Source organism: Catenisphaera adipataccumulans, assembly GCF_014202755.1.
In the GTDB taxonomy this organism is placed as follows: domain Bacteria; phylum Bacillota_I; class Bacilli_A; order Erysipelotrichales; family Erysipelotrichaceae; genus Catenisphaera; species Catenisphaera adipataccumulans.
Genome location: NZ_JACHHK010000009.1, coordinates 36,140 through 54,524, shown reverse-complemented (window position 1 = coordinate 54,524; position 18,385 = coordinate 36,140). Strand labels below are relative to the sequence as shown.

At 44.3% G+C, this 18,385-nt stretch carries 18 protein-coding genes; 5 read left to right on the top strand and 13 right to left on the bottom strand.

Features of this window, described 5'->3' with window-relative positions:
• Positions 1–73: 73 nt before the first annotated feature.
• The 13 genes from rpoE to HNQ47_RS09385 all read right to left on the bottom strand — a co-directional run bounded on the left by rpoE (position 74) and on the right by HNQ47_RS09385 (position 12,033).
• A complete protein-coding gene (rpoE, locus tag HNQ47_RS09445) occupies positions 74–355 on the bottom strand; it encodes a DNA-directed RNA polymerase subunit delta (protein ID WP_183329156.1) in 282 nt (93 codons plus the stop codon).
• 21 nt (positions 356–376) lie between these two features.
• Positions 377–2,017, bottom strand: a complete 1,641-nt coding sequence (gene argS / locus HNQ47_RS09440; protein WP_183329155.1) for an arginine--tRNA ligase — start codon at positions 2,015–2,017, stop codon at positions 377–379.
• Positions 2,004–2,384 carry a YwiB family protein gene (locus HNQ47_RS09435; protein WP_183329154.1) on the bottom strand — a complete coding sequence of 127 codons (381 nt, stop codon included), beginning with the start codon at positions 2,382–2,384 and terminating at the stop codon, positions 2,004–2,006. Before HNQ47_RS09435 ends, argS begins: the two co-directional genes overlap by 14 nt.
• 23 nt (positions 2,385–2,407) lie before the next feature.
• A complete protein-coding gene (locus HNQ47_RS09430) occupies positions 2,408–3,595 on the bottom strand; it encodes an HD domain-containing protein (protein ID WP_183329153.1) in 1,188 nt (395 codons plus the stop codon).
• Complete coding sequence (locus HNQ47_RS09425) at positions 3,562–3,969, bottom strand: (deoxy)nucleoside triphosphate pyrophosphohydrolase (RefSeq protein ID WP_183329152.1); 408 nt, start codon at positions 3,967–3,969, stop codon at positions 3,562–3,564. The genes HNQ47_RS09430 and HNQ47_RS09425 overlap by 34 nt, the downstream gene beginning before the upstream one ends.
• Positions 3,962–4,222, bottom strand: a complete 261-nt coding sequence (locus HNQ47_RS09420; protein ID WP_183329151.1) for an RNA-binding S4 domain-containing protein — start codon at positions 4,220–4,222, stop codon at positions 3,962–3,964. Before HNQ47_RS09420 ends, HNQ47_RS09425 begins: the two co-directional genes overlap by 8 nt.
• Positions 4,209–7,613, bottom strand: coding sequence for a transcription-repair coupling factor (gene mfd, locus HNQ47_RS09415; RefSeq protein ID WP_183329150.1), 3,405 nt, complete (start codon positions 7,611–7,613; stop codon positions 4,209–4,211). Before mfd ends, HNQ47_RS09420 begins: the two co-directional genes overlap by 14 nt.
• Positions 7,594–8,154, bottom strand: a complete 561-nt coding sequence (gene pth / locus HNQ47_RS09410; RefSeq protein WP_183329149.1) for an aminoacyl-tRNA hydrolase — start codon at positions 8,152–8,154, stop codon at positions 7,594–7,596. Before pth ends, mfd begins: the two co-directional genes overlap by 20 nt.
• A gap of 35 nt (positions 8,155–8,189) precedes the next feature.
• On the bottom strand, positions 8,190–8,819 hold the full coding sequence (locus tag HNQ47_RS09405) for a Jag family protein (RefSeq protein WP_183329148.1): 630 nt from the start codon (positions 8,817–8,819) through the stop codon (positions 8,190–8,192).
• Between the two features lie 11 nt (positions 8,820–8,830).
• Complete coding sequence (locus tag HNQ47_RS09400; protein WP_183329147.1) at positions 8,831–9,835, bottom strand: YidC/Oxa1 family membrane protein insertase; 1,005 nt, start codon at positions 9,833–9,835, stop codon at positions 8,831–8,833.
• Positions 9,832–10,176 carry a ribonuclease P protein component gene (gene rnpA, locus HNQ47_RS09395; protein ID WP_183329146.1) on the bottom strand — a complete coding sequence of 115 codons (345 nt, stop codon included), beginning with the start codon at positions 10,174–10,176 and terminating at the stop codon, positions 9,832–9,834. Before rnpA ends, HNQ47_RS09400 begins: the two co-directional genes overlap by 4 nt.
• 45 nt (positions 10,177–10,221) lie before the next feature.
• Positions 10,222–10,356: a 50S ribosomal protein L34 gene (gene rpmH, locus HNQ47_RS09390; RefSeq protein WP_183329145.1), complete on the bottom strand. Its 135-nt coding sequence runs from the start codon at positions 10,354–10,356 to the stop codon at positions 10,222–10,224.
• Between the two features lie 444 nt (positions 10,357–10,800).
• On the bottom strand, positions 10,801–12,033 hold the full coding sequence (locus tag HNQ47_RS09385; protein ID WP_183329144.1) for a peptidoglycan bridge formation glycyltransferase FemA/FemB family protein: 1,233 nt from the start codon (positions 12,031–12,033) through the stop codon (positions 10,801–10,803).
• 370 nt (positions 12,034–12,403) lie between these two features.
• Between HNQ47_RS09385 and dnaA the strand changes: the two genes are divergently transcribed.
• The 5 genes from dnaA to gyrB all read left to right on the top strand — a co-directional run bounded on the left by dnaA (position 12,404) and on the right by gyrB (position 18,381).
• Entirely contained in the window at positions 12,404–13,762 is a 1,359-nt protein-coding gene (gene dnaA / locus HNQ47_RS09380) for a chromosomal replication initiator protein DnaA (RefSeq protein ID WP_183329143.1), read from the top strand.
• Between the two features lie 138 nt (positions 13,763–13,900).
• Complete coding sequence (gene dnaN / locus HNQ47_RS09375; RefSeq protein WP_183329142.1) at positions 13,901–15,022, top strand: DNA polymerase III subunit beta; 1,122 nt, start codon at positions 13,901–13,903, stop codon at positions 15,020–15,022.
• A gap of 97 nt (positions 15,023–15,119) precedes the next feature.
• Positions 15,120–15,323 (top strand): S4 domain-containing protein YaaA, encoded by a 204-nt coding sequence (gene yaaA, locus HNQ47_RS09370; protein ID WP_183329141.1) that lies wholly within the window; start codon positions 15,120–15,122, stop codon positions 15,321–15,323.
• Positions 15,320–16,417, top strand: coding sequence for a DNA replication/repair protein RecF (recF, locus tag HNQ47_RS09365; RefSeq protein ID WP_183329140.1), 1,098 nt, complete (start codon positions 15,320–15,322; stop codon positions 16,415–16,417). Before yaaA ends, recF begins: the two co-directional genes overlap by 4 nt.
• A complete protein-coding gene (gene gyrB, locus HNQ47_RS09360; RefSeq protein ID WP_183329139.1) occupies positions 16,414–18,381 on the top strand; it encodes a DNA topoisomerase (ATP-hydrolyzing) subunit B in 1,968 nt (655 codons plus the stop codon). The genes recF and gyrB overlap by 4 nt, the downstream gene beginning before the upstream one ends.
• The last annotated feature ends 4 nt before the right edge of the window (positions 18,382–18,385 follow it).

Here is an 18,385-nt window from a genome sequence, read left to right as displayed (position 1 = left end):
TATAGTTTATCATACCGATAGAAAAAAAATCTGCAAATCAGCAGATTTTTCCTCTATTAGCCCGAAAAAACACCTATTCGTCGTCTTCATCCTCATCGATAGCGATCGCATCGGTGTCCATGACGCTCTCCGAATACGTATGGCGTTTTTTCAGATCCCAATTGTTTCCTTCCAAGTTCAAGAACCGGCTGTCCAATGACAAATCGGTGTAACATTGTGCGATGTTATCCTCAAATTGAGTCTCATTGTATCCCATTTCTTCACTGACTTTTTTGTATAAGTCCAAGAACGGCATACTATTATTTTGGCGGCTCATAATTTCATAGGCCGCATCGATCATTGATTTACTGCTCATAGTTCTACTCCTTCAAAATAATTACATGGATTCAATTGCTTCCACACCAATCAAATGTAACGCATTTGCCAAAACAATTTTCGTTGCTTTCACCAAAGCCAGCCGCTGGCTGCTCAATTCCGGATCTGCCCGGTCAATGACCTTGCAGGCATTGTAGAAACTATGGAATTTCGAAGCCAGGTTTTGAATATAATGACATACCTTATGGACCTGACGCGTCTTCGCGCTGTCGACAATGACTTTGCTGAATTCCTGCAGCGTTTTCATCAACTCGATTTCTTTTTCATCCGTCAGACGGTCAAAGGTATCCGCTGTATCAATGCCGTCTGCCTGTTTCAAGATCGAGCACATGCGTGCATGCGCATATTGTGCATAGTAGACTGGATTATCGTTGCTTTGTTTCTTTGCTAATTCGACATCAAAATCCAAGTGCGAATCCAGTGCACGCGATACAAAGAAATAACGGGCAGCATCTACGCCGACGCTTTCACATAATTCGCGGATCGTCGTCGCATTGCCTAGACGTTTCGACATTTTCATCTCTTCGCCTCCGGAGACCAGGCGAACCATCTGAATAATATCGACATGCAGTTTGTCCGGATCATTTCCCAGCGCCTGCATGGTTGCTTTCAAACGGGCGATATAGCCATGATGATCGGCACCGAAGAAATCGATGATTTCATCAAAGTTCCGTTCATATTTGTGGTCATGACACGCAATATCTGGTACCAGATAGGTCAATGAACCATCTTGTTTCCGCAGCACGCGGTCTTTGTCATCGCCAAAATCCGTTGAACGGAACCACAAGGCGCCGTCTTTCTCATAGGTGTATCCTTTTTCTTTTAACACCTGCACACAGCGTTCTACAGCACCGGAATCACGCAGTGCCCGTTCGCTGGTCCAGACATCGAAATGGACCCGGAATGCATCTAAATCTACTTTAATTTTATCCAGCTCGAATTCAACACCTTTATCCCGGAAGAAATTCAAGTTTTCTTCATTCGGTTCCAAGTATTGATTTGGATATTCTTTTGCCAGCTCATAGCCTTTTTTCTTGACATCCTGACCCAAGTATCCATCTTTGCCGATGGGGGTCTCGATGCCGTGTGCTTCCCGATAGCGGGCATTCAGCGACAAGGCCAGGTTCGTGATCTGATTGCCGGCATCATTCACATAATATTCCCGCGTTACATCGTAGCCTGCTTTTTTCATGATCCGGGCACAGCTGTCGCCCCAGGCCGCACCGCGCGCATGACCCAAATGCAGCGAACCGGTCGGATTGGCACTGACATATTCCAAATCGACCTTTTGGCCGTTGGACGGCTGCTGACCGTAATTTTCCTGCTGTTCAAGAATGTCGCTGATCACTTTCGAAAAGCGGTCTTTCGATAATGTAAAGTTCAGGAATCCCGGACCGGCAATTTCGACCGATTCGATGGCAGCGGCCTGCAGATCCAAATGATCGACGATCGCCTGCGCGATCTGACGCGGGTTCTGATGCAGCGTACGGGTCAGCTGCATGGCCGCATTGCTGGAAAAGTCTCCGTGGTTTTTCTGTTTCGGCGTTTCGATCACGATCTGATCCAACGTCAAGTCCAGATCAAATGCGGACCGAACCGCCTGCCGGATGGCTTTTTTCAATTCGATTTCAATGGATTCCATAGGTACTCTCCTTTTTGTATAAGATAAAATGAAAGAATTGTCTTTGCTCATTTTGTATCAATTCATATTGAATTTCAATACTGTTTTCATTTTTTCGATATTTTTTCGTCCGGATCTGCAGATCCATCCGGCCGTATTCTGTATCAATATGGCCCTGTGTGACCGCATTTTCCCGGAAAGTCAGATGAACATCCACTTCCGCCTGGCTGCGGATCAAAAGTCCTTTTTCATAGATCTTCCAAACATGTTTGTGCCCGTCCTGTTCAAACTGAATTTCAATGCCGTTGGGAATTTCACGTACAACGGCCGGACCTGTGAAGATCTCCGCCTGGCCGACCATATCTTTCAAACGAACTTCATAACACATAGCGAAGGAATCATATCATACATTTAATGAATTGCAATATCTTTCGGATAAAAAATCCGCTTTTCCGGCACATCTTCCATTTTCAATAACGCCCGTACGATCTCACTGCACTGGGACAACGGCTTTAATTCATTTCGATTGGTCAGGATCCAAATTTTGGATCGTTCCTCGGAATACGGCAAGAAAGATCCCTTGTGTTCCGGTTCTTCGATCAAATAGTACGGCCGATCTTTCAAACGTTCTTCCAGCTGGCGGATCTGGTCTTCATTTGGATTTTCGATCCACGCAAACAATCGACGATTCAATATCCGATCGGCAAAATCACGCAGGATCGCATCTTTGCTGTTCAGTGCACATTGGAATCCATACATCATCCGGCATTCATCCATCAGGAAGAATTCCTCATTGGACAGCGGATGCCGCAGCGGCTCGAATACCTCGATCGGCTCGTTGATTTCCATATAACGTTTAAAAAATGTCGCCAGAAGCATTTCATAAGATTTCGCATCCGGATGCAGATATACCTGCCAATACATGTGATAGCGCGCCATGATGTAATCTTCGATCGAATGCATCCCGCTTTGTTTCACACATAACATATCATCGCAGATCCGCAGTGTCCGCAGCACGCGCTCCAAATCAAAAGTGCCGTAGCTGGTTCCTGTTTCATATGCATCCCGCAGCAGATAATCCATCCGGTCCGCATCCAGCTGAGAAGAAATCATCTGATTTAAGATCGGACGCTGGTGTTCATGTTTCAAGATGCGGATCACTTCCTGCGGCAGTTTTTCATCTTCTGCCGTCAGAGCCTGATGGACTTCCGAGGCCGGATCGGCAATGATCCGCATCGTCCGTTCTTCATGAGAAATATCCTGGATCGATTCAAAAAAATGCGAATAAGGTCCGTGCCCCAGATCGTGGAGCAGCGCAGCGGCCATGACGGCGATTTTTTCACTTTCCGACAAAGCCCCCGCAATGGAATCCACTTCCGTCACCATCCGCCGGCAGACCTCATAGACCCCTAAACTATGCCCGAAACGAGAATGTTCCGCTGCATGATAAACCTGAAAATCACCGCCCAGCTGATGGATCCGGTGCAGACGCTGAAATTCTCTGCTGTTGAGACAATTCCAGATAACTCGATACCGAATGTGGATATAACCGTGGATCGGATCTCTTAAGACTTTGGTTTCTTTGGTTCGTTCAAACATGACCATCTCTCCTGTAATTTCTCCACTAACGAGCGATCGGTTTCAAAAAAATCATGATCGTAAATATGATCCGGTGTTGTCCAGATGTATTCGCTGTGGACCAAAAGTTTCGTGGGTTTTTCTTTCGCGGTGCAGGTAAAGCAAGTCAGATGAACATTTTGGTTTTCGTCGACGCTTTCCTGCAGAAATTCCACTTGTTCAATATCGATCTGACATTCTTCTTTCATCTCACGGATCAGTGCTTCCTTACGCGTTTCTCCCGGTTCCACTTTACCGCCGGGAAACTCAAATTTCCCGATCGATGCCCCGTGACTGCGTTTGGCGATCAGTACTTTTCCGTCTATGATCAAAGCCCCGCAGACAACATCAAGCATCGGTCCGTTCCTCCTTAATGATCTCAAACAACAACTGTGCATTCTGTTTGGATACTTGTTTTTGGATATCCAGCACGCGAATTTCCAGGATCCGGTATCCGAATTGTACCCGGATCACATCGCCGATTTCCACTTCGGTGCTCGGCTTGGCGATCCGGCCGTTGACTTGGATACGCCCCTGCAGAGCCAGTTCCTTTGCGGCTTCGCGGCGTTTTAAGATCCGTGCTGTTTTTAAATATTTATCGAGTCTCATATATCTCCTTATTGGTGTTCATTTCCTGAATCACTTTCATCAATAGATCGTAGCTGCCTTTTTGATTGGTCCAATACAAGCGGATCCGGCCGTCTTTTAAAGTCAGCTGAATTTTACGGCTGATCTTGTTCATGGCTTCAAACAAAGCAACTCCGTTGCATTTCGCGCTCCATACGGGATCCATGATGATCGTGATCGTATGATTGGTTTCTTTGACCGCTTCAATATCCGGTCGGTTCGCAAACAAATCAATGCGCCGGCGTTCAAATAATTTCTGTACTTGCGGCGGGATCCGGCCGTATAAATCGTTGATACGTTTTTCATACTGCTGCAGCTGTTTTTCATCTTCCAGTTTGCGGATATCCTGATACAAAGTCAATTTGTCTCCGTCACTGTCGGTAAATGTCTTTGGGATATAACCGTTCATGGTCACCTGTGCTGTTTTTTCTGGTTTCTTCTCTTCAACTGTTTCACCGCGTCGTCGTGCGATCGCATTCCCTAACATTTCCAGATATAGATCCAGCCCGACCTGATCGATAAAACCAGCCTGCTGCGGACCAAGTAAATCCCCGGCACCGCGGATGGTCAAATCGCGCATCGCAATTTTATAACCGGAACCAAGCTGTGTAAATTCTTTGATAGATTTTATACGCTTATTTGCCTGTTCTGTCAATTCTTTATGCGGCTGAATCATTAAGTAACAATAACCGATTCGTTCCCGGCGGCCGACCCGGCCGCGGATCTGATAAAGCTGGCTTAATCCAAAACGATCCGCATCTTCGATGATGATCGTATTTGCGTTGGCCATATCCAGCCCGGTTTCGATGATAGTCGTGCAGACCAGAATTTGATACTTTTGTTCCTGAAATTCCAGCATCGTTTGTTCAATGTCATCCCGTTCCATCTGCCCGTGTGCCACGGCTACTTTCACATCCGGAAAGGCTTCCTGCAGATTTTTAGCGACCGCATGAATATTGGAAATATGGTTATATAGATAGAAGACCTGACCGCCTCGTGCCAGTTCCCGTTCGATGATATCCCGGATCACGTTGCCGCGTTTTTCGATGATATAAGTTTGAATAGGATGACGCTGTGCCGGCGGTGTATTCAGCTGCGAAATCGTTCGTACACCGATCAGCGACATCTGCAGCGTCCGCGGGATCGGCGTAGCACTCAGTGATAAAACATCGATACTTTGGTTCAGTTCCTTGATACGTTCTTTGTGCTCGACCCCGAAGCGCTGTTCTTCGTCAACGATCAGAAAACCAAGATCTTTGTATTGGAAATCTTTGTTTAATAATTTATGCGTACCGATGATCATATCGATCTTTCCCTCTTTCAGATCTTTTTGGATCTGTTTGACTTCTGCCGGCTTGACAAACCGATTGACCAACGCAATATTACAGCCTGTTTCTTTAAAACGCTCGCTGACGGTCTGATAATGCTGCATCGATAAGATCGTCGTCGGGCATAGGAATGCTACCTGTTTGCCGTTTTCGATGACTTTAAAAGCACAGCGCATGGCAACCTCGGTCTTGCCGAAGCCAACATCGCCGCATAATAAATGATCCATCGGTTTTGGCTTTTCCATTTCTGCCTTGATTTCTGCCGTTGCCTGTTCTTGATCCGGTGTCAGTTCATATTCAAAAGCATCTTCGAATTCCTTCTGCAAGGCGTCATCCGGTCCATACGCATAACCAATATTTTCGCTGCGCAGCGCATACAAATCGACCAGACGGGCAGCAATTTCTTCGACTTTTTGATTGACCTTTTCTTTGCTTTTTTTCCACTGATCCGATCCCAATTTACTTAAATGTACACCAGTTCCTTCTTTTGAAATATATTTACGGACCAACTGAAACTGGGACAGCGGAACATATAAATCATCGCCGTTTCGATATAAAATATGCAGATAATCGATGGGCTGATTATTGATACGGCGGGTAACGATGCCTAGGTACTGACCAATTCCATATTGTTCATGTACGACATAGTCCCCTTTCTGCAGATCCGTGACCGCCTCAAGCATTTTGCCTTCCCGGAACGATTTTTTATACCGTTTGAATGTCGTCTTCCTGGTCCATAATTCTTTCTCGGTATAAACTGCATAATTCCGGTAACGAAATCCTTCATAGAACTGTGCATCGATGAACCTATAGACAAACGGAACTTCGTTCAGATATGGCTCAATTTTTTTCTGGTTCTCCGTTTCCACCGCAAAATAAACTTGTTCACTGGTTTCCTGTTCTAAGATCTGTTCCATGGATTGATTGGCCTTTTCGATCGGATAAATATCCGATAACAGTGGATGTTCATAGTCCAGAAATTCATGGAAATTCAGATCGGCGGCCGGCAAGGAATGAAACATGGTATATTTTGGCAGCAGGACATGATCCTGCACTGATTCCTGAAGAAAGGTAACATTTTCTTCATTGACATGTTTATAAGCATTCTGTACCGATTCCTCAGAACTATAAATCACGGTTCCGTGAATATAATCGGTCAGCTGTGCCGTTGTTACATACGAATAATAAACATACAGACGCGGATCCCCGGCATCGTTTTCTATATCGTATAGATCGGCTTCCACATGATCGCTGAGCACATCGGCGTCCCATTGATCCATATTGACAATTTCTTTCTGCAGACGTTCGTGTACTTTTTCCTTGATGATTTTTTTCTGCTCAGCCGTAAATAAAATATCTCCGGCAGGTCCGATCTGCACATTTTCTGTTTCTTTGATCGTACGCTGGGTATTTTCATCAAAAAAGCGGATGGATTCGATCACGGTATCAAAAAATTCGATCCGGATCGGATGTTCATAATCTGCCGCATAGATATCGACAATGCCGCCGCGGGCCGCGAAAGTTCCTGGACGATCCACATAATTGATCCGCACATAGCCGGCTTGATTCAGCTGCATCTTCAGCTGCTCCATGTCACAGTCCATATCCACATGGAAATCAAAACATAAAGAAGCAAATAAATCACGATCCGGCAGAAAGCGCACAAAAGCAGCCGTATTGCAGATCAGAATACGCGGTCTTGGATCCCGGATGCATTGTGATAATGCATCGACTGCTGCGATCCGGTCTTCCGGACTGGCCGCGATGGACTGCACGCGCAGGCTTTCTTCCACGACAAAAAGCAGCACATCTTCCGTCAGCGGCTCCAGCCGCTGGAATAATTGCTGCGCTTCATAACGATTTTTTTTCACGACAATATAGGTCTGCGGATGATCTTGGAAAGCCGCTGCCAGCAGCAGTGCTTCTTCCATGGGATATAAGTTGCCCAGACGGGAACCCTGTGTTTCGATTTCGCAGACGGCCTCATTGTCTTTCAACGATTCATAAATCACTGGATTCAAAGTATCACCTGCCGTTGTATTCATTCATCGTCTGCACAAAGGAATGGGTAATAGAATAGTAAGCTGCCTGAGCCGCTAGATCCACTGCCTGCGCAAATGGTTCTTTTTCTTCCGGACGAAAACGGGATAATACCCAATCTACGATGCGGACCCGCGGATCTCGGCCGATGCCGACACGGATCCGATCGAATTGTTCCGTAAAAATACAAGAAATAATGCTTTTGATGCCGTTGTGGCCGCCTGCACTGCCTTTTTGGCGCAGCCGGATGCGTCCGACACTTAAATCAATATCATCATAGATCACCAATAAATGATCAGGTGACAGTTTATAGAAGTCCAAGACTTGACGGACCGCAAATCCGCTGTTGTTCATATAAGTAGTCGGTTTCATCAAGATGACATCTTCACCCTCTATTTTTGTTTTCACAAAATAGGCTTCAAATTTTTCCTGTTCAAAAGACACATGACACAATTCAGCCAGCCGGTCCATCACCATAAATCCGGTATTATGCCTTGTATCCCGGTATTTCAAGCCCGGATTTCCCAAGCCTACGATTACTTTCATTGGTTTCACCTCGAAAAAAATAACGAGTTTCCCCGTTATTTGTCAACCTCTTTAGAAGGTGTATATAAAATATTAATGTGACGGCGGTCGCCTTCGCCTTCCGATTTGGTCGTAATATGATTCATATCGGCCAAAGCATTATGGATGGCTTTGCGCTCATCGGCCGGCATCGGATCCAACGATGCGTCGATCTTCGTACGCTGGACATCCCGTGCCTGCAGAACAGCTAACCGGCACAGTTTTTTATAGCGGTCTTTTTTATAGCCATTGACATCGATCAGCACACCAACACGCTTCTTGAACTGCGCACTGGCTGCTGCCTTGACCAAACGGTTGAAGAACTGCAGCGTACGTCCGCCTTTTCCAATTAATACCGCATTGTTTGAAACATTGACGCTGACACGGTAGAACCCATTATCATCTTTCAAGCTGACGGTCCCATCCAATTCAGCATTGTCAAAGTACTGCTGAATATAATCAACAATAAATTTCTGGACATCTTTTTCACAGTAAGCAGAAATTTCCACCGTTTTGCCGATGCCTAAAAAGCCGGCTTTTTCTTCGGTGATTTCATAATGAATTTCGTCCGGCTGTACACCTTTGGCTTCCGCAGCAGCCTGCACTGCTTCTTCTAAGGTTTTCCCGGTATATTTTTCAAATTCCATATTGCCTCCTGCTACGCGGTCTTCACTTTATTCATCGCATGATGCAAAATAATATTCTGAATGATACGGAACAACGACGTTACGCACCAATAAAAGGACATGGCGGTCGGCCAGTTCAGGTAGATAAACGCAAACATGATCGTCATCGTATACATGTACATATTCATGCTCGACTGCATGTTGTTTTCTTTGTTTTCCTGACGATATTCATGCTTCTTGACATGATCCTTCTCTTCCTGGCGTTTTTTCAGCCAAGTCGGCAGCCGGAATGAAACCAACTGTGCAACGACCATCAAAACATAAATAGCGATGATAGCGACATTTAATGATTGAATTCCTTCCATCGGTGTCGTCGATAAGTTGACGCCCATGAAAGAACCGACCAACACGTTATAAGATCGAATGGTCGCATAGTACATTCCCATCATGATCGGCAGCTGGATAAAAGTGATCAATATCGTACCAAATGGATGGATATCATATTTTTGGTACAGCGCCTGTGTCTCACGATACATCTTCATCTGTGAAGCTTCATCGGTCCGGCCGCGGTATTTATTTTGAATGGCCTGGAGCTCCGGCTGAATTTCCTGCATACGCTGACTGGCCATTTGTGATTTACCGGTCAGGGCGAAAACCAACAGCTGGATCAGGACCGTGACCACAAGAATTCCGATACCGGCATCGGTACTGGCAGAAACTTTATTGATCAGCTGGGCCAGCGGCCAGACGATCAGTCCTTCGAACCAACCATTGTCAAATGCCTCACTGAATGAAGTTGGCTGAATCGTGATCATATCATTGTCATCCAGCTTCGCATACTTCTTTTTCAGTTTCTGATTGCTGATTTCGGTTGTATTGACTTCACTCTTCTTGATTTGAACCGTTTCACTGGCAATGATCTGATCGACCTTCGTTCTGCCGTCTTTTGCTCTCGGACTGGAACATGCCGTACACGTGAAAAGAATCAAGAAACAAACGAATAAGATTTTTGCGTTTTTCTGAAAAAAATGTCTCATACATTACCTCTTGTCTTTTGATGGATCCGTGCGATCGTCTTCTTCAATTCGCTGCGGTTCTCTGCATAGGATTTTTTCAAATATACAGGCCGGACGATGATGATCAAATCAAAAGGTTCTTCAAAATCAAATACCTCATCGATCATCGAACGTACCTGCCGCTTGACTTGATTGCGGCAGACCGCTTTTCCGATCTTTTTTCCTACACTGATCCCGACACGTGCATGTTCCTCTTTCCGGGTTAAAAAATAACACACAAACGAAGAAGATTTCACAAATTGATGGTGTCGAATGATGGAAGAAAATTCATAATTTTTACATACTCGATATGCTTTTTTCATGTGCTTTCTTTCACCTCGACAAAAAAATCACCATAAAGGTGATTTCTATGCGGATAATACCTTTCTACCTTTCGCTCTTCTTCTGGAAAGAACGTTGCGACCTCCGACAGTCGACATACGAGCACGGAAACCGTGAGTTTTCTGGTGTTTTCTCTTACTTGGCTGATATGTTCGTTTCATTTTCACACCCCTCAGTCTGTTTTCAAATAAGATTGCTTATCTATTGTAAACATAAAGGAACACAAATGTCAATGACAATTTCAATTATTCTATCCCTTAATAAAAAGAATCGTAAATTATTCACAGCCTGCATTTTTTTACATAAAGTAATTATCGTCGATTTATTGATTTTACGGAATTTTTCGTCCAAAAAACATTCCTTTTATTCAATATATCTGCATTTCTCGTTACGATTTGTTCATCAAAATGCAGACGGTACACTAAGATATCTAAAAATTTTGATCCTGCTTCTAAAAACCGTGATCGATTTAAATCTGAAGAAAATCAGTGAAAAAATTTTCCTAGGATAAAATAGTGAACAATATAAATATACCCATGCGTTCATTTTTACTCATGGGTATATTCTTTAACTTTCTATTTTATAGAATTTCAATGAATTATTGCTTATTTTTTTGAGCTGGCTTTCATCTTCTGATACGCCTTTTTCGCAGCTGGATACAATAATTTATTGACCGGAATATCAAATTCACCGATGAACTCATTGATCGTCGGATTAAAATTATCCTTGAACTTCGTCAATCCGTCATCCAGTGTTCCTTCGACGCCGCCCATATCCGCATACTTGCAGCCACGGTCAAAGGCCCACTTGAAGTTCTCAATATATTCCTTATACTGCGGCATGAACTTCTTGAACCGCTGATCCATGCCCGCATAAAGCATTTCACATGTATTGCCGTATTGAATGCTTAAGATACCGGCAATAGCGATTTCCTTGTTTTCATTTCCCAGTTCCTCTAACATCGGTTTAAATTCTTTGATTTCTTTTTCCGTGGAACGCAGCTGATCCTGCAGCCGGCGCAGTTTCTTTTTTGCGTTTGCCGGATTGTCGGCAATGTCTTTTTCTAACTGCTGCTGACGGTCCAGTGCTTTATGGTATAAATCGTATACGTTGCATTTAGCTAGAAAGATAACCGCATCATCGCCGTACGTATCCATTAATAAACGGAAATAATCTTCATCCCGTAAGGCAACATGCTTCCGATCTTCGGTCATGGCGACCAGACGGCTAAAATCATCAAGGAATTCTGGACCGCCGTGCACGATCTGTACATTGCGCCGGTCGGCGTCTTTGATCAGACGCTTGGTATGTTTCGGCAGGTTGGCTTCGATATCTTCCTGATAATAGACATTCGATATATAGCGCGCCTGTGCTGTCTCTTCAATATAGGTCGTAAAACCATAATGCACCGCACCGATCTTTTTAAAGATTTCCATATATCGTTCCGTGCTCGGATAACGATTTTCATTGTATTCCGACGATTTATAATCGTTGACATGAATGGCCGGATCCAATTTGATCATCACACAATGATGCTGCTTGGCAATTTTCTTCAGTTCATTGAAATAAAAGACCATCAGATCTTCATTTAAATAATCCATGATCGGTCCGCGCGGCAAATAAAACATTGTTAAATGCATCGGCAGCTGCTTGATCAGCACCAGTCCCGTGCCGACCAGCCGGCCGGAAGAATTGTAAACACCTGTATATAAATGATCCCAGTTCTTTTTTACTTTTGCCCAGTTATAGCTTTGCAGAAGATTACAATATTGATGATTTTTCACAAAACCATCATATTCTTCTTGATTCATATCCTTCACAAAACGATAGTTTCCCATATTCCTATCCTCCTCATAAATTTTGACAGAAAAAAAATTTGCGGGGATAACCCGATCTCATTTTACAACGAAACCACCGATACGCAAAGAAATCCCCTCGTTTTCCCCATAAAAATCCTATGAAAACGGTTACGATTTTATATGAAGGGAAAATGTGGAAAACGTAAGATCTACGATAAATATCGAATAATAATGGATAAGTTTTCCCCATTTATAAAAGTTATCCCCAAAAGTTTTCCACTTTTTCCCCATTTTATTGATCGTGGATAAAATTTTCCACACTATTGTTTTCCACAAAATGGGGAAAACTCTTCTTTTTCCCCATTGTTTTCGTTTTCGTGTATAATATTGAATGCGAAAAGGAGGATTCATGGCGGTCAATTCTTATGATCAAATTTGGCAGGAAACTCTGGATGCCGTTCATGCCCGGCATTTTTTCAGCGAAGATACCTTCAACGACTGGGTCCGAAAAACGACCTTGTTCAAGATTGAAAACAATGAAGCCTATGTTGCCTATCGTTCCATGATCACCAAAAACATCATTGCACAGCCTGAAGCACATACATTGTTTGAATCGACATTAAGCAAGGTTTGGGGCGACGCCGTATCCATTCGTTTTATCGATTATCATGATATGGAAAAACTCATGCCCGAAGAAATCGTTAAACAGCGGACATCCGAAATGATCCAAAGTCATTTTGATCCTCATTATACATTTGAAAGTTTTGTCGAAGGAAAATCCAATCAAGAAGCGTATGCCGCCTGTATGTCGTGCTGTACGCAGGCCCGTCACTTATACAATCCGATCATGTTATATGGTAATTCCGGATTGGGAAAAACGCACCTTCTGCATGCGATCGGCAATTATTTACAGAAAGAAAAGCCGGAAGTTAAAGTATTCTATGCTTACAGCGGCGATCTTGTTTCCATATTATTAGATGCCATGAAAACCAAAAGTGTGCACGGCAATACCGTAGAGATGGTGCAGTCACAGCTGATCGACAACGACTATTTTCTGATCGACGATATCCAGAACCTGACGCAGTCCAGTTCCCAGGAAGTATTCTTTAAAGTATACAATGCACTGATTGCCAAAAATGCACAAATCGTCATTACCAGCGATATGCATCCCAATCAGCTCAGCGGCCTACAGTCTCGTTTGGTCAGCCGTTTTGCGCAGGGACTGATCGTCAATATCCAGAAACCGGAATTCGATACGGCACGGGCTATTTTGCAGATGAAACTAAAAGGCTATGAAGAAAGTCACGATGTTACGGATGAAGTGATCGATTTTCTTGCTCATAAGTTTTCTGATGACGTACGTAAATTGGAAGGCAGCCTGAATAAATTGATCTTCAGTGCGACCATTGAAAATCCGGATGTGATCGATATCGATTTTGCGCGCAAGATCCTGGATGATGAAATCATTCAATCCAAACCGGATCACCTGTCGCCAAATAAAATAAAAAAAGAAGTATCCAAATTTTATGGCCTGTCCTATGCTGCTATTGAAGGCAAATCCCGGCTCCGTAAGCTGGTAACTGCCCGGCATATGATCGTCTACTTGACCCGGGAGATCCTCGGTTCATCGTGGACAGCCATCGGCCAGGAACTGGGCAACCGGGATCACTCGACGATCAAAAGTTCTTATGAACGCGGCCGCCGGCTGATGGAGACCGATGAAGCATTCCGAATGGCTTGTGAAAAGATCCGCAGCCAGCTGGAATGATTCCCCGGATCTCCCAGACAATCCGCAGTCGGAAAATAGGCAGAAAGCCTCTATTTATCCATAAAAAAAAGAGTTGTATCCACATTTTCCACAGGTTATAGTTATTACTAAATAAAAAGAATAAAAAAGGAGGAACTTATGAAATTTTCCATTAACCGTCGCTTTTTCTTTAATAAAATCAATATGGTTTCACGTGCCATCAGTGTATTTTCACCGTTACCGGCTTTATCCGGTATCTGGATGGATGTACGCAAAGATTCTATTGTGCTGACCGGCAGTGATTCCAATATTACGATCCAGACGACGATTTATAAGGGTGAAATGAATAATTTGGAAATCGAATCCACGGGATCGATTGTTATTGAATCCAAATATTTATCCGAAATTGTCCGTAAGCTTGACAGTGAATTCATTGATGTTGAATTGATCGATTATACTTTGGTTCAGATTTCCAGTCCAAATGGTAAATTCAATCTCAACGGCATCCAGGCGTCGGAATATCCGGAAATCAATTTGGAACGGCCGGAAAACCATTTTGTCTTGAATCGTGACGATCTGACCGCCATTGTCAATCAGACAGTTTTTGCCTGCGGTAATGATGATCAGCGCCCGGTACTGAAAGGCGTCAATTTCCATGCCAAAGGCAAGACCTTATATTGTTCCGGCAGTGATTCTTTCCGCCTGGCGTATAAGAAGATCGAACTGAATGAACCGCAGGATTTCAATATTACGATCCCGACAAAATCGCTGATCGAAGTGCAGCGTTCCATCGATGAAACCATCGATGCGGTGGATGTCTATGCCGATACGAAGAAGATCCAGTTTATCTTTGATAAAACGATCTTCCAGTCGCGTCTGATCGACGGTAACTATCCGATCGTTGAGCGCATCATTCCGAATCAGTTTATTGCGGAGATGCGCGTGGATACACAAGAATTAGCCGGTGTCATCGATCGTACGGCTTTTATCCGTACCGATAAGATCCACGTCATCAAAATGGAATGTTCCGAAATGGTCACGCGTATTAAAACGGCATCAACGGAAATTGGTAATTCGGATGAAGTGCTGACCGATTGTGTGTATCATGGCGATGATCTGCGTTTTTCCTGCAACGGTACGTTTGTGACCGATGCGCTGAAAGCTCTGGGCGGCGAAAAAGTGCGCTTGCAGTTCAGTGCCAATCAGGGACCAATATTGATCTCAAATCCGGATGATACATCCACGCTGATGATCATCGTTCCGATGCGTAGCCACGATTAAGGCCTGTTTCAGGCCTTTTTTAATTTTCTGAGGGGGTCCTATATAACTAGCAAAAAGAGCGCAAATATGGTATTATTTAACCATAAAAGGAGTAAATATGAAATTTCGTGTGAAAGATGAATATATTACCCTTGCTCAGCTGCTTAAGACCTGTGATCTGGTTTCCAGCGGCGGCGAAGCAAAATTTTATCTGAGGGAAAACGAAGTGACCGTCAACGGGGAAAAAGAAGATCGCCGCGGCCGGAAGCTTCATCCGGGAGATATCGTAGAAACAGAAGGATTGAGGATCGATCTTGAATGAATATTAAGGAATTGAAATTGGTAAATTTCCGAAATTACGAATTTTTTTTACAGCAATTTGAGTCCAACAGTATTCATTGTTTGTATGGAAAAAATGCCCAGGGAAAGACCAATTTGATTGAATCCATCTATTATCTGAGCCATTTACGTTCTTTTCGAACCCATCAATTTAAGCGTCTGATCCGGCAAGGACAGGAAACGATGTCCATTCAGGCCGATGTGGAGACCCGCGGCCGTTCCTGTCAGATCCGGGTTGCAGCTGTCGATCAAAAGAAGCATTTGTATTATTTTCAAAATCCGATTCACAAGTATTCAGATTTTGTGGGAATAGTCAATGCGGTTTTATTTTGCCCCGACGATTTAATGCTTTTCAATCAATCTCCACGATACCGCCGTCATTTTGTCGATATGGAATTGATCAAACTTTCTAAGACTTACACGATGACGATGTCGCATTATCAAAATCTTCTGCATCGCCGCAATGCGGCACTGAAGCAGGATCCGCCGGATCGTCTGCTGATCGAGACATTCACGGAACCCATGATCAAGGATGAAGTGATCATCATGAAACAACGGGCTGCCTTTATTGAACGTTGGATGCAGAAAGTTCATGAAATCTATCCGTTTTTCTCTGACCGGGAAGAAATCTTTGATGCAAAGTATCGGACTTTCGTAAAAGAGATAAAAGATCCGGAATCAGAGCTGAAAAAAATATATGAACAATCATATGAAAAAGACTGTCGGTACCGGCAGACACAGTATGGTGTTCATAAAGATGATTTTTTATTTTTACTGAATGGAGAACCGCTGCAGGAGACGGCCAGTCAAGGCCAGAAACGCAGCTGTCTTTTGGCGCTGAAGCTGGGATTGGCCGAAATCATCCATGAACAGACAGGTGAATATCCGATCCTGCTGCTGGATGACGTGTTCAGTGAACTGGATGATCATCGCAAACGGCAGCTGGCCGAATGTCTGCCGTCTGAGATGCAGATTTTTATTACGACGACCGAGCCAGTCGATCCCGCATGGTTTGCGGGGCGGCATGTGCATACATATGAAGTAGAACATGGATCGTTAAAGGAGGTACATGTATGAGTCAGGAAGAATTGCAGCAAGAAATATTGGAATACGATGAGCTGGAAAATGAAGCAACCAGCGTGGATCATTCCTATACAGCGAACGATATTCAGGTGCTGGAAGGATTGGAAGCCGTTCGGCTGCGTCCGGGCATGTACATCGGTTCGACCAGTGCCCGCGGTCTTCATCATCTGGTCTGGGAAATTGTCGATAATGGTATTGATGAGGCATTGGCTGGATTTGCGGATGAAATTGATGTGACCATCGAAAAAGGTAATATCATTGCCGTTCGGGATAATGGCCGCGGTATGCCGACCGGCATTCATGAAAAAACCGGTGTCAGTGCCGTAGAAACCATTATGACCGTTTTACATGCCGGCGGTAAATTCGGCGGCGGTGCTTATAAAGTTTCTGGCGGTCTGCATGGTGTCGGCGCCAGTGTCGTCAACGCTTTGAGCGAATGGCTGGAAGTCACGGTTTATCAGAACGGCAAGATCTACTACATCCGTTTTGAAAACGGCGGTCATACGGTCCAGCCGCTGAAAGTGATCGGTAAAACCAAAGAAACGGGAACGTATGTGCGTTTTAAGGCAGATCCGACCATTTTTAAAGAAACGACCGAATATGATTTTGAAACTTTGAATACCCGTTTACGTCAGCTGGCATTCTTAAACAAAGGCATCTGCCTGACGCTGACGGATGAACGCGGCGATCAGCCAGTGCATAATGAATATCGTTATGCCGGCGGTATCATTGAATATGTAAAATATTTGAACCGGAACAAAGGGATGATCGAAGATGACGTTATCTATTGTGAAGGTCTGGTCGACGGTATTCTGGCAGAGGTTGCTTTACAATATAACGACAGTTATCAGTCAAATATCTATTCGTTCTGCAACAATATTCACACGCAGGAAGGCGGCTATCATGAAGATGGTTTCCGTCTGGCGCTGACGCGTGAAATCAACGCATATGCCAAGAAAAACAACTTGCTGAAGAAAGATGAATCGCTTTCTCAAGATGACGTCAAGGAAGGTTTGGTGGCCATCATTTCCATCAAGCATCCAAACCCGCAGTACGAAGGTCAGACGAAAACAAAATTAGGCAACAGTGAAGTCCGTAAGATCGTTTCCGGTATTGTCGGCAAACAGCTGCAGCGGTATTTCTTGGAAAACCCAAATTCAGCCAAAGCTATCATTGATAAAGCGCTCGTTGCTTCCAAGGCACGTGTCGCTGCGAAAAAAGCCCGTGAGCTGACCCGCCGGAAATCGGCGCTGGACGGCATTTCTTCACTGCCAGGTAAATTAACGGACTGTTCCAGCAAAGATGCCAGTGAATGTGAAATTTATATTGTCGAGGGGAACTCCGCCGGCGGTTCGGCGAAACAAGGCCGCGATGCCCGTACGCAGGCGATCCTGCCGCTGCGCGGCAAGATCATCAACGTCGAAAAAGCCCGTGAACATAAGATCTTTGATAATGCAGAGATCCGCAGTATGATCACTGCTTTTGGATGCGGCATCAAAGATGAGGTGGATGTGTCCAAACTGCGTTATCACAAAATTGTCATCATGACCGATGCCGATGTCGACGGTGCGCACATTGCCACCTTGATGCTGACGTTCTTATATCGGTATATGAAACCTGTCATCGAAGGCGGTTATGTTTATATCGCACAGCCGCCGCTTTATAAGGTGCAGAAAGGTAAAAAGATCCTGTACGCCTATAAAGAGCAGGAAATGGATGAGATCCGTGCTGAATTAAAAGATGGCTATAAAGTTCAGCGATACAAAGGCTTAGGTGAGATGGATGCCGAACAGCTGTGGGAAACAACCATGGACCCGGCAAACCGGATCTTAAAACGCGTAACGATCGAAGACGCAGAATATGCCGATTCGACTTTTGATTTGCTCATGGGCGAAGAAGTCGGACCGCGGCGTGAGTTTATACAGAAAAATGCAGTATATGCGAACTTGGATTTTTAATAGG

Excerpts from the sequence above, each read along its gene's own strand:
- mfd (WP_183329150.1), bottom strand. The coding sequence starts at position 7,613 with ATGAATACAACGGCAGGTGATACTTTGAATCCAGTGATTTATGAATCG.
- gyrB (WP_183329139.1), top strand. The coding sequence starts at position 16,414 with ATGAGTCAGGAAGAATTGCAGCAAGAAATATTGGAATACGATGAGCTG.
- yaaA (WP_183329141.1), top strand. The coding sequence starts at position 15,120 with ATGAAATTTCGTGTGAAAGATGAATATATTACCCTTGCTCAGCTGCTT.
- rnpA (WP_183329146.1), bottom strand. The coding sequence starts at position 10,176 with ATGAAAAAAGCATATCGAGTATGTAAAAATTATGAATTTTCTTCCATC.
- HNQ47_RS09430 (WP_183329153.1), bottom strand. The coding sequence starts at position 3,595 with ATGTTTGAACGAACCAAAGAAACCAAAGTCTTAAGAGATCCGATCCAC.
- rpmH (WP_183329145.1), bottom strand. The coding sequence starts at position 10,356 with ATGAAACGAACATATCAGCCAAGTAAGAGAAAACACCAGAAAACTCAC.
- HNQ47_RS09425 (WP_183329152.1), bottom strand. The coding sequence starts at position 3,969 with ATGCTTGATGTTGTCTGCGGGGCTTTGATCATAGACGGAAAAGTACTG.
- dnaA (WP_183329143.1), top strand. The coding sequence starts at position 12,404 with ATGGCGGTCAATTCTTATGATCAAATTTGGCAGGAAACTCTGGATGCC.
- argS (WP_183329155.1), bottom strand. The coding sequence starts at position 2,017 with ATGGAATCCATTGAAATCGAATTGAAAAAAGCCATCCGGCAGGCGGTT.
- HNQ47_RS09385 (WP_183329144.1), bottom strand. The coding sequence starts at position 12,033 with ATGGGAAACTATCGTTTTGTGAAGGATATGAATCAAGAAGAATATGAT.
- HNQ47_RS09420 (WP_183329151.1), bottom strand. The coding sequence starts at position 4,222 with ATGAGACTCGATAAATATTTAAAAACAGCACGGATCTTAAAACGCCGC.
- recF (WP_183329140.1), top strand. The coding sequence starts at position 15,320 with ATGAATATTAAGGAATTGAAATTGGTAAATTTCCGAAATTACGAATTT.
- pth (WP_183329149.1), bottom strand. The coding sequence starts at position 8,154 with ATGAAAGTAATCGTAGGCTTGGGAAATCCGGGCTTGAAATACCGGGAT.
- HNQ47_RS09435 (WP_183329154.1), bottom strand. The coding sequence starts at position 2,384 with ATGTGTTATGAAGTTCGTTTGAAAGATATGGTCGGCCAGGCGGAGATC.
- rpoE (WP_183329156.1), bottom strand. The coding sequence starts at position 355 with ATGAGCAGTAAATCAATGATCGATGCGGCCTATGAAATTATGAGCCGC.
- HNQ47_RS09400 (WP_183329147.1), bottom strand. The coding sequence starts at position 9,835 with ATGAGACATTTTTTTCAGAAAAACGCAAAAATCTTATTCGTTTGTTTC.
- HNQ47_RS09405 (WP_183329148.1), bottom strand. The coding sequence starts at position 8,819 with ATGGAATTTGAAAAATATACCGGGAAAACCTTAGAAGAAGCAGTGCAG.
- dnaN (WP_183329142.1), top strand. The coding sequence starts at position 13,901 with ATGAAATTTTCCATTAACCGTCGCTTTTTCTTTAATAAAATCAATATG.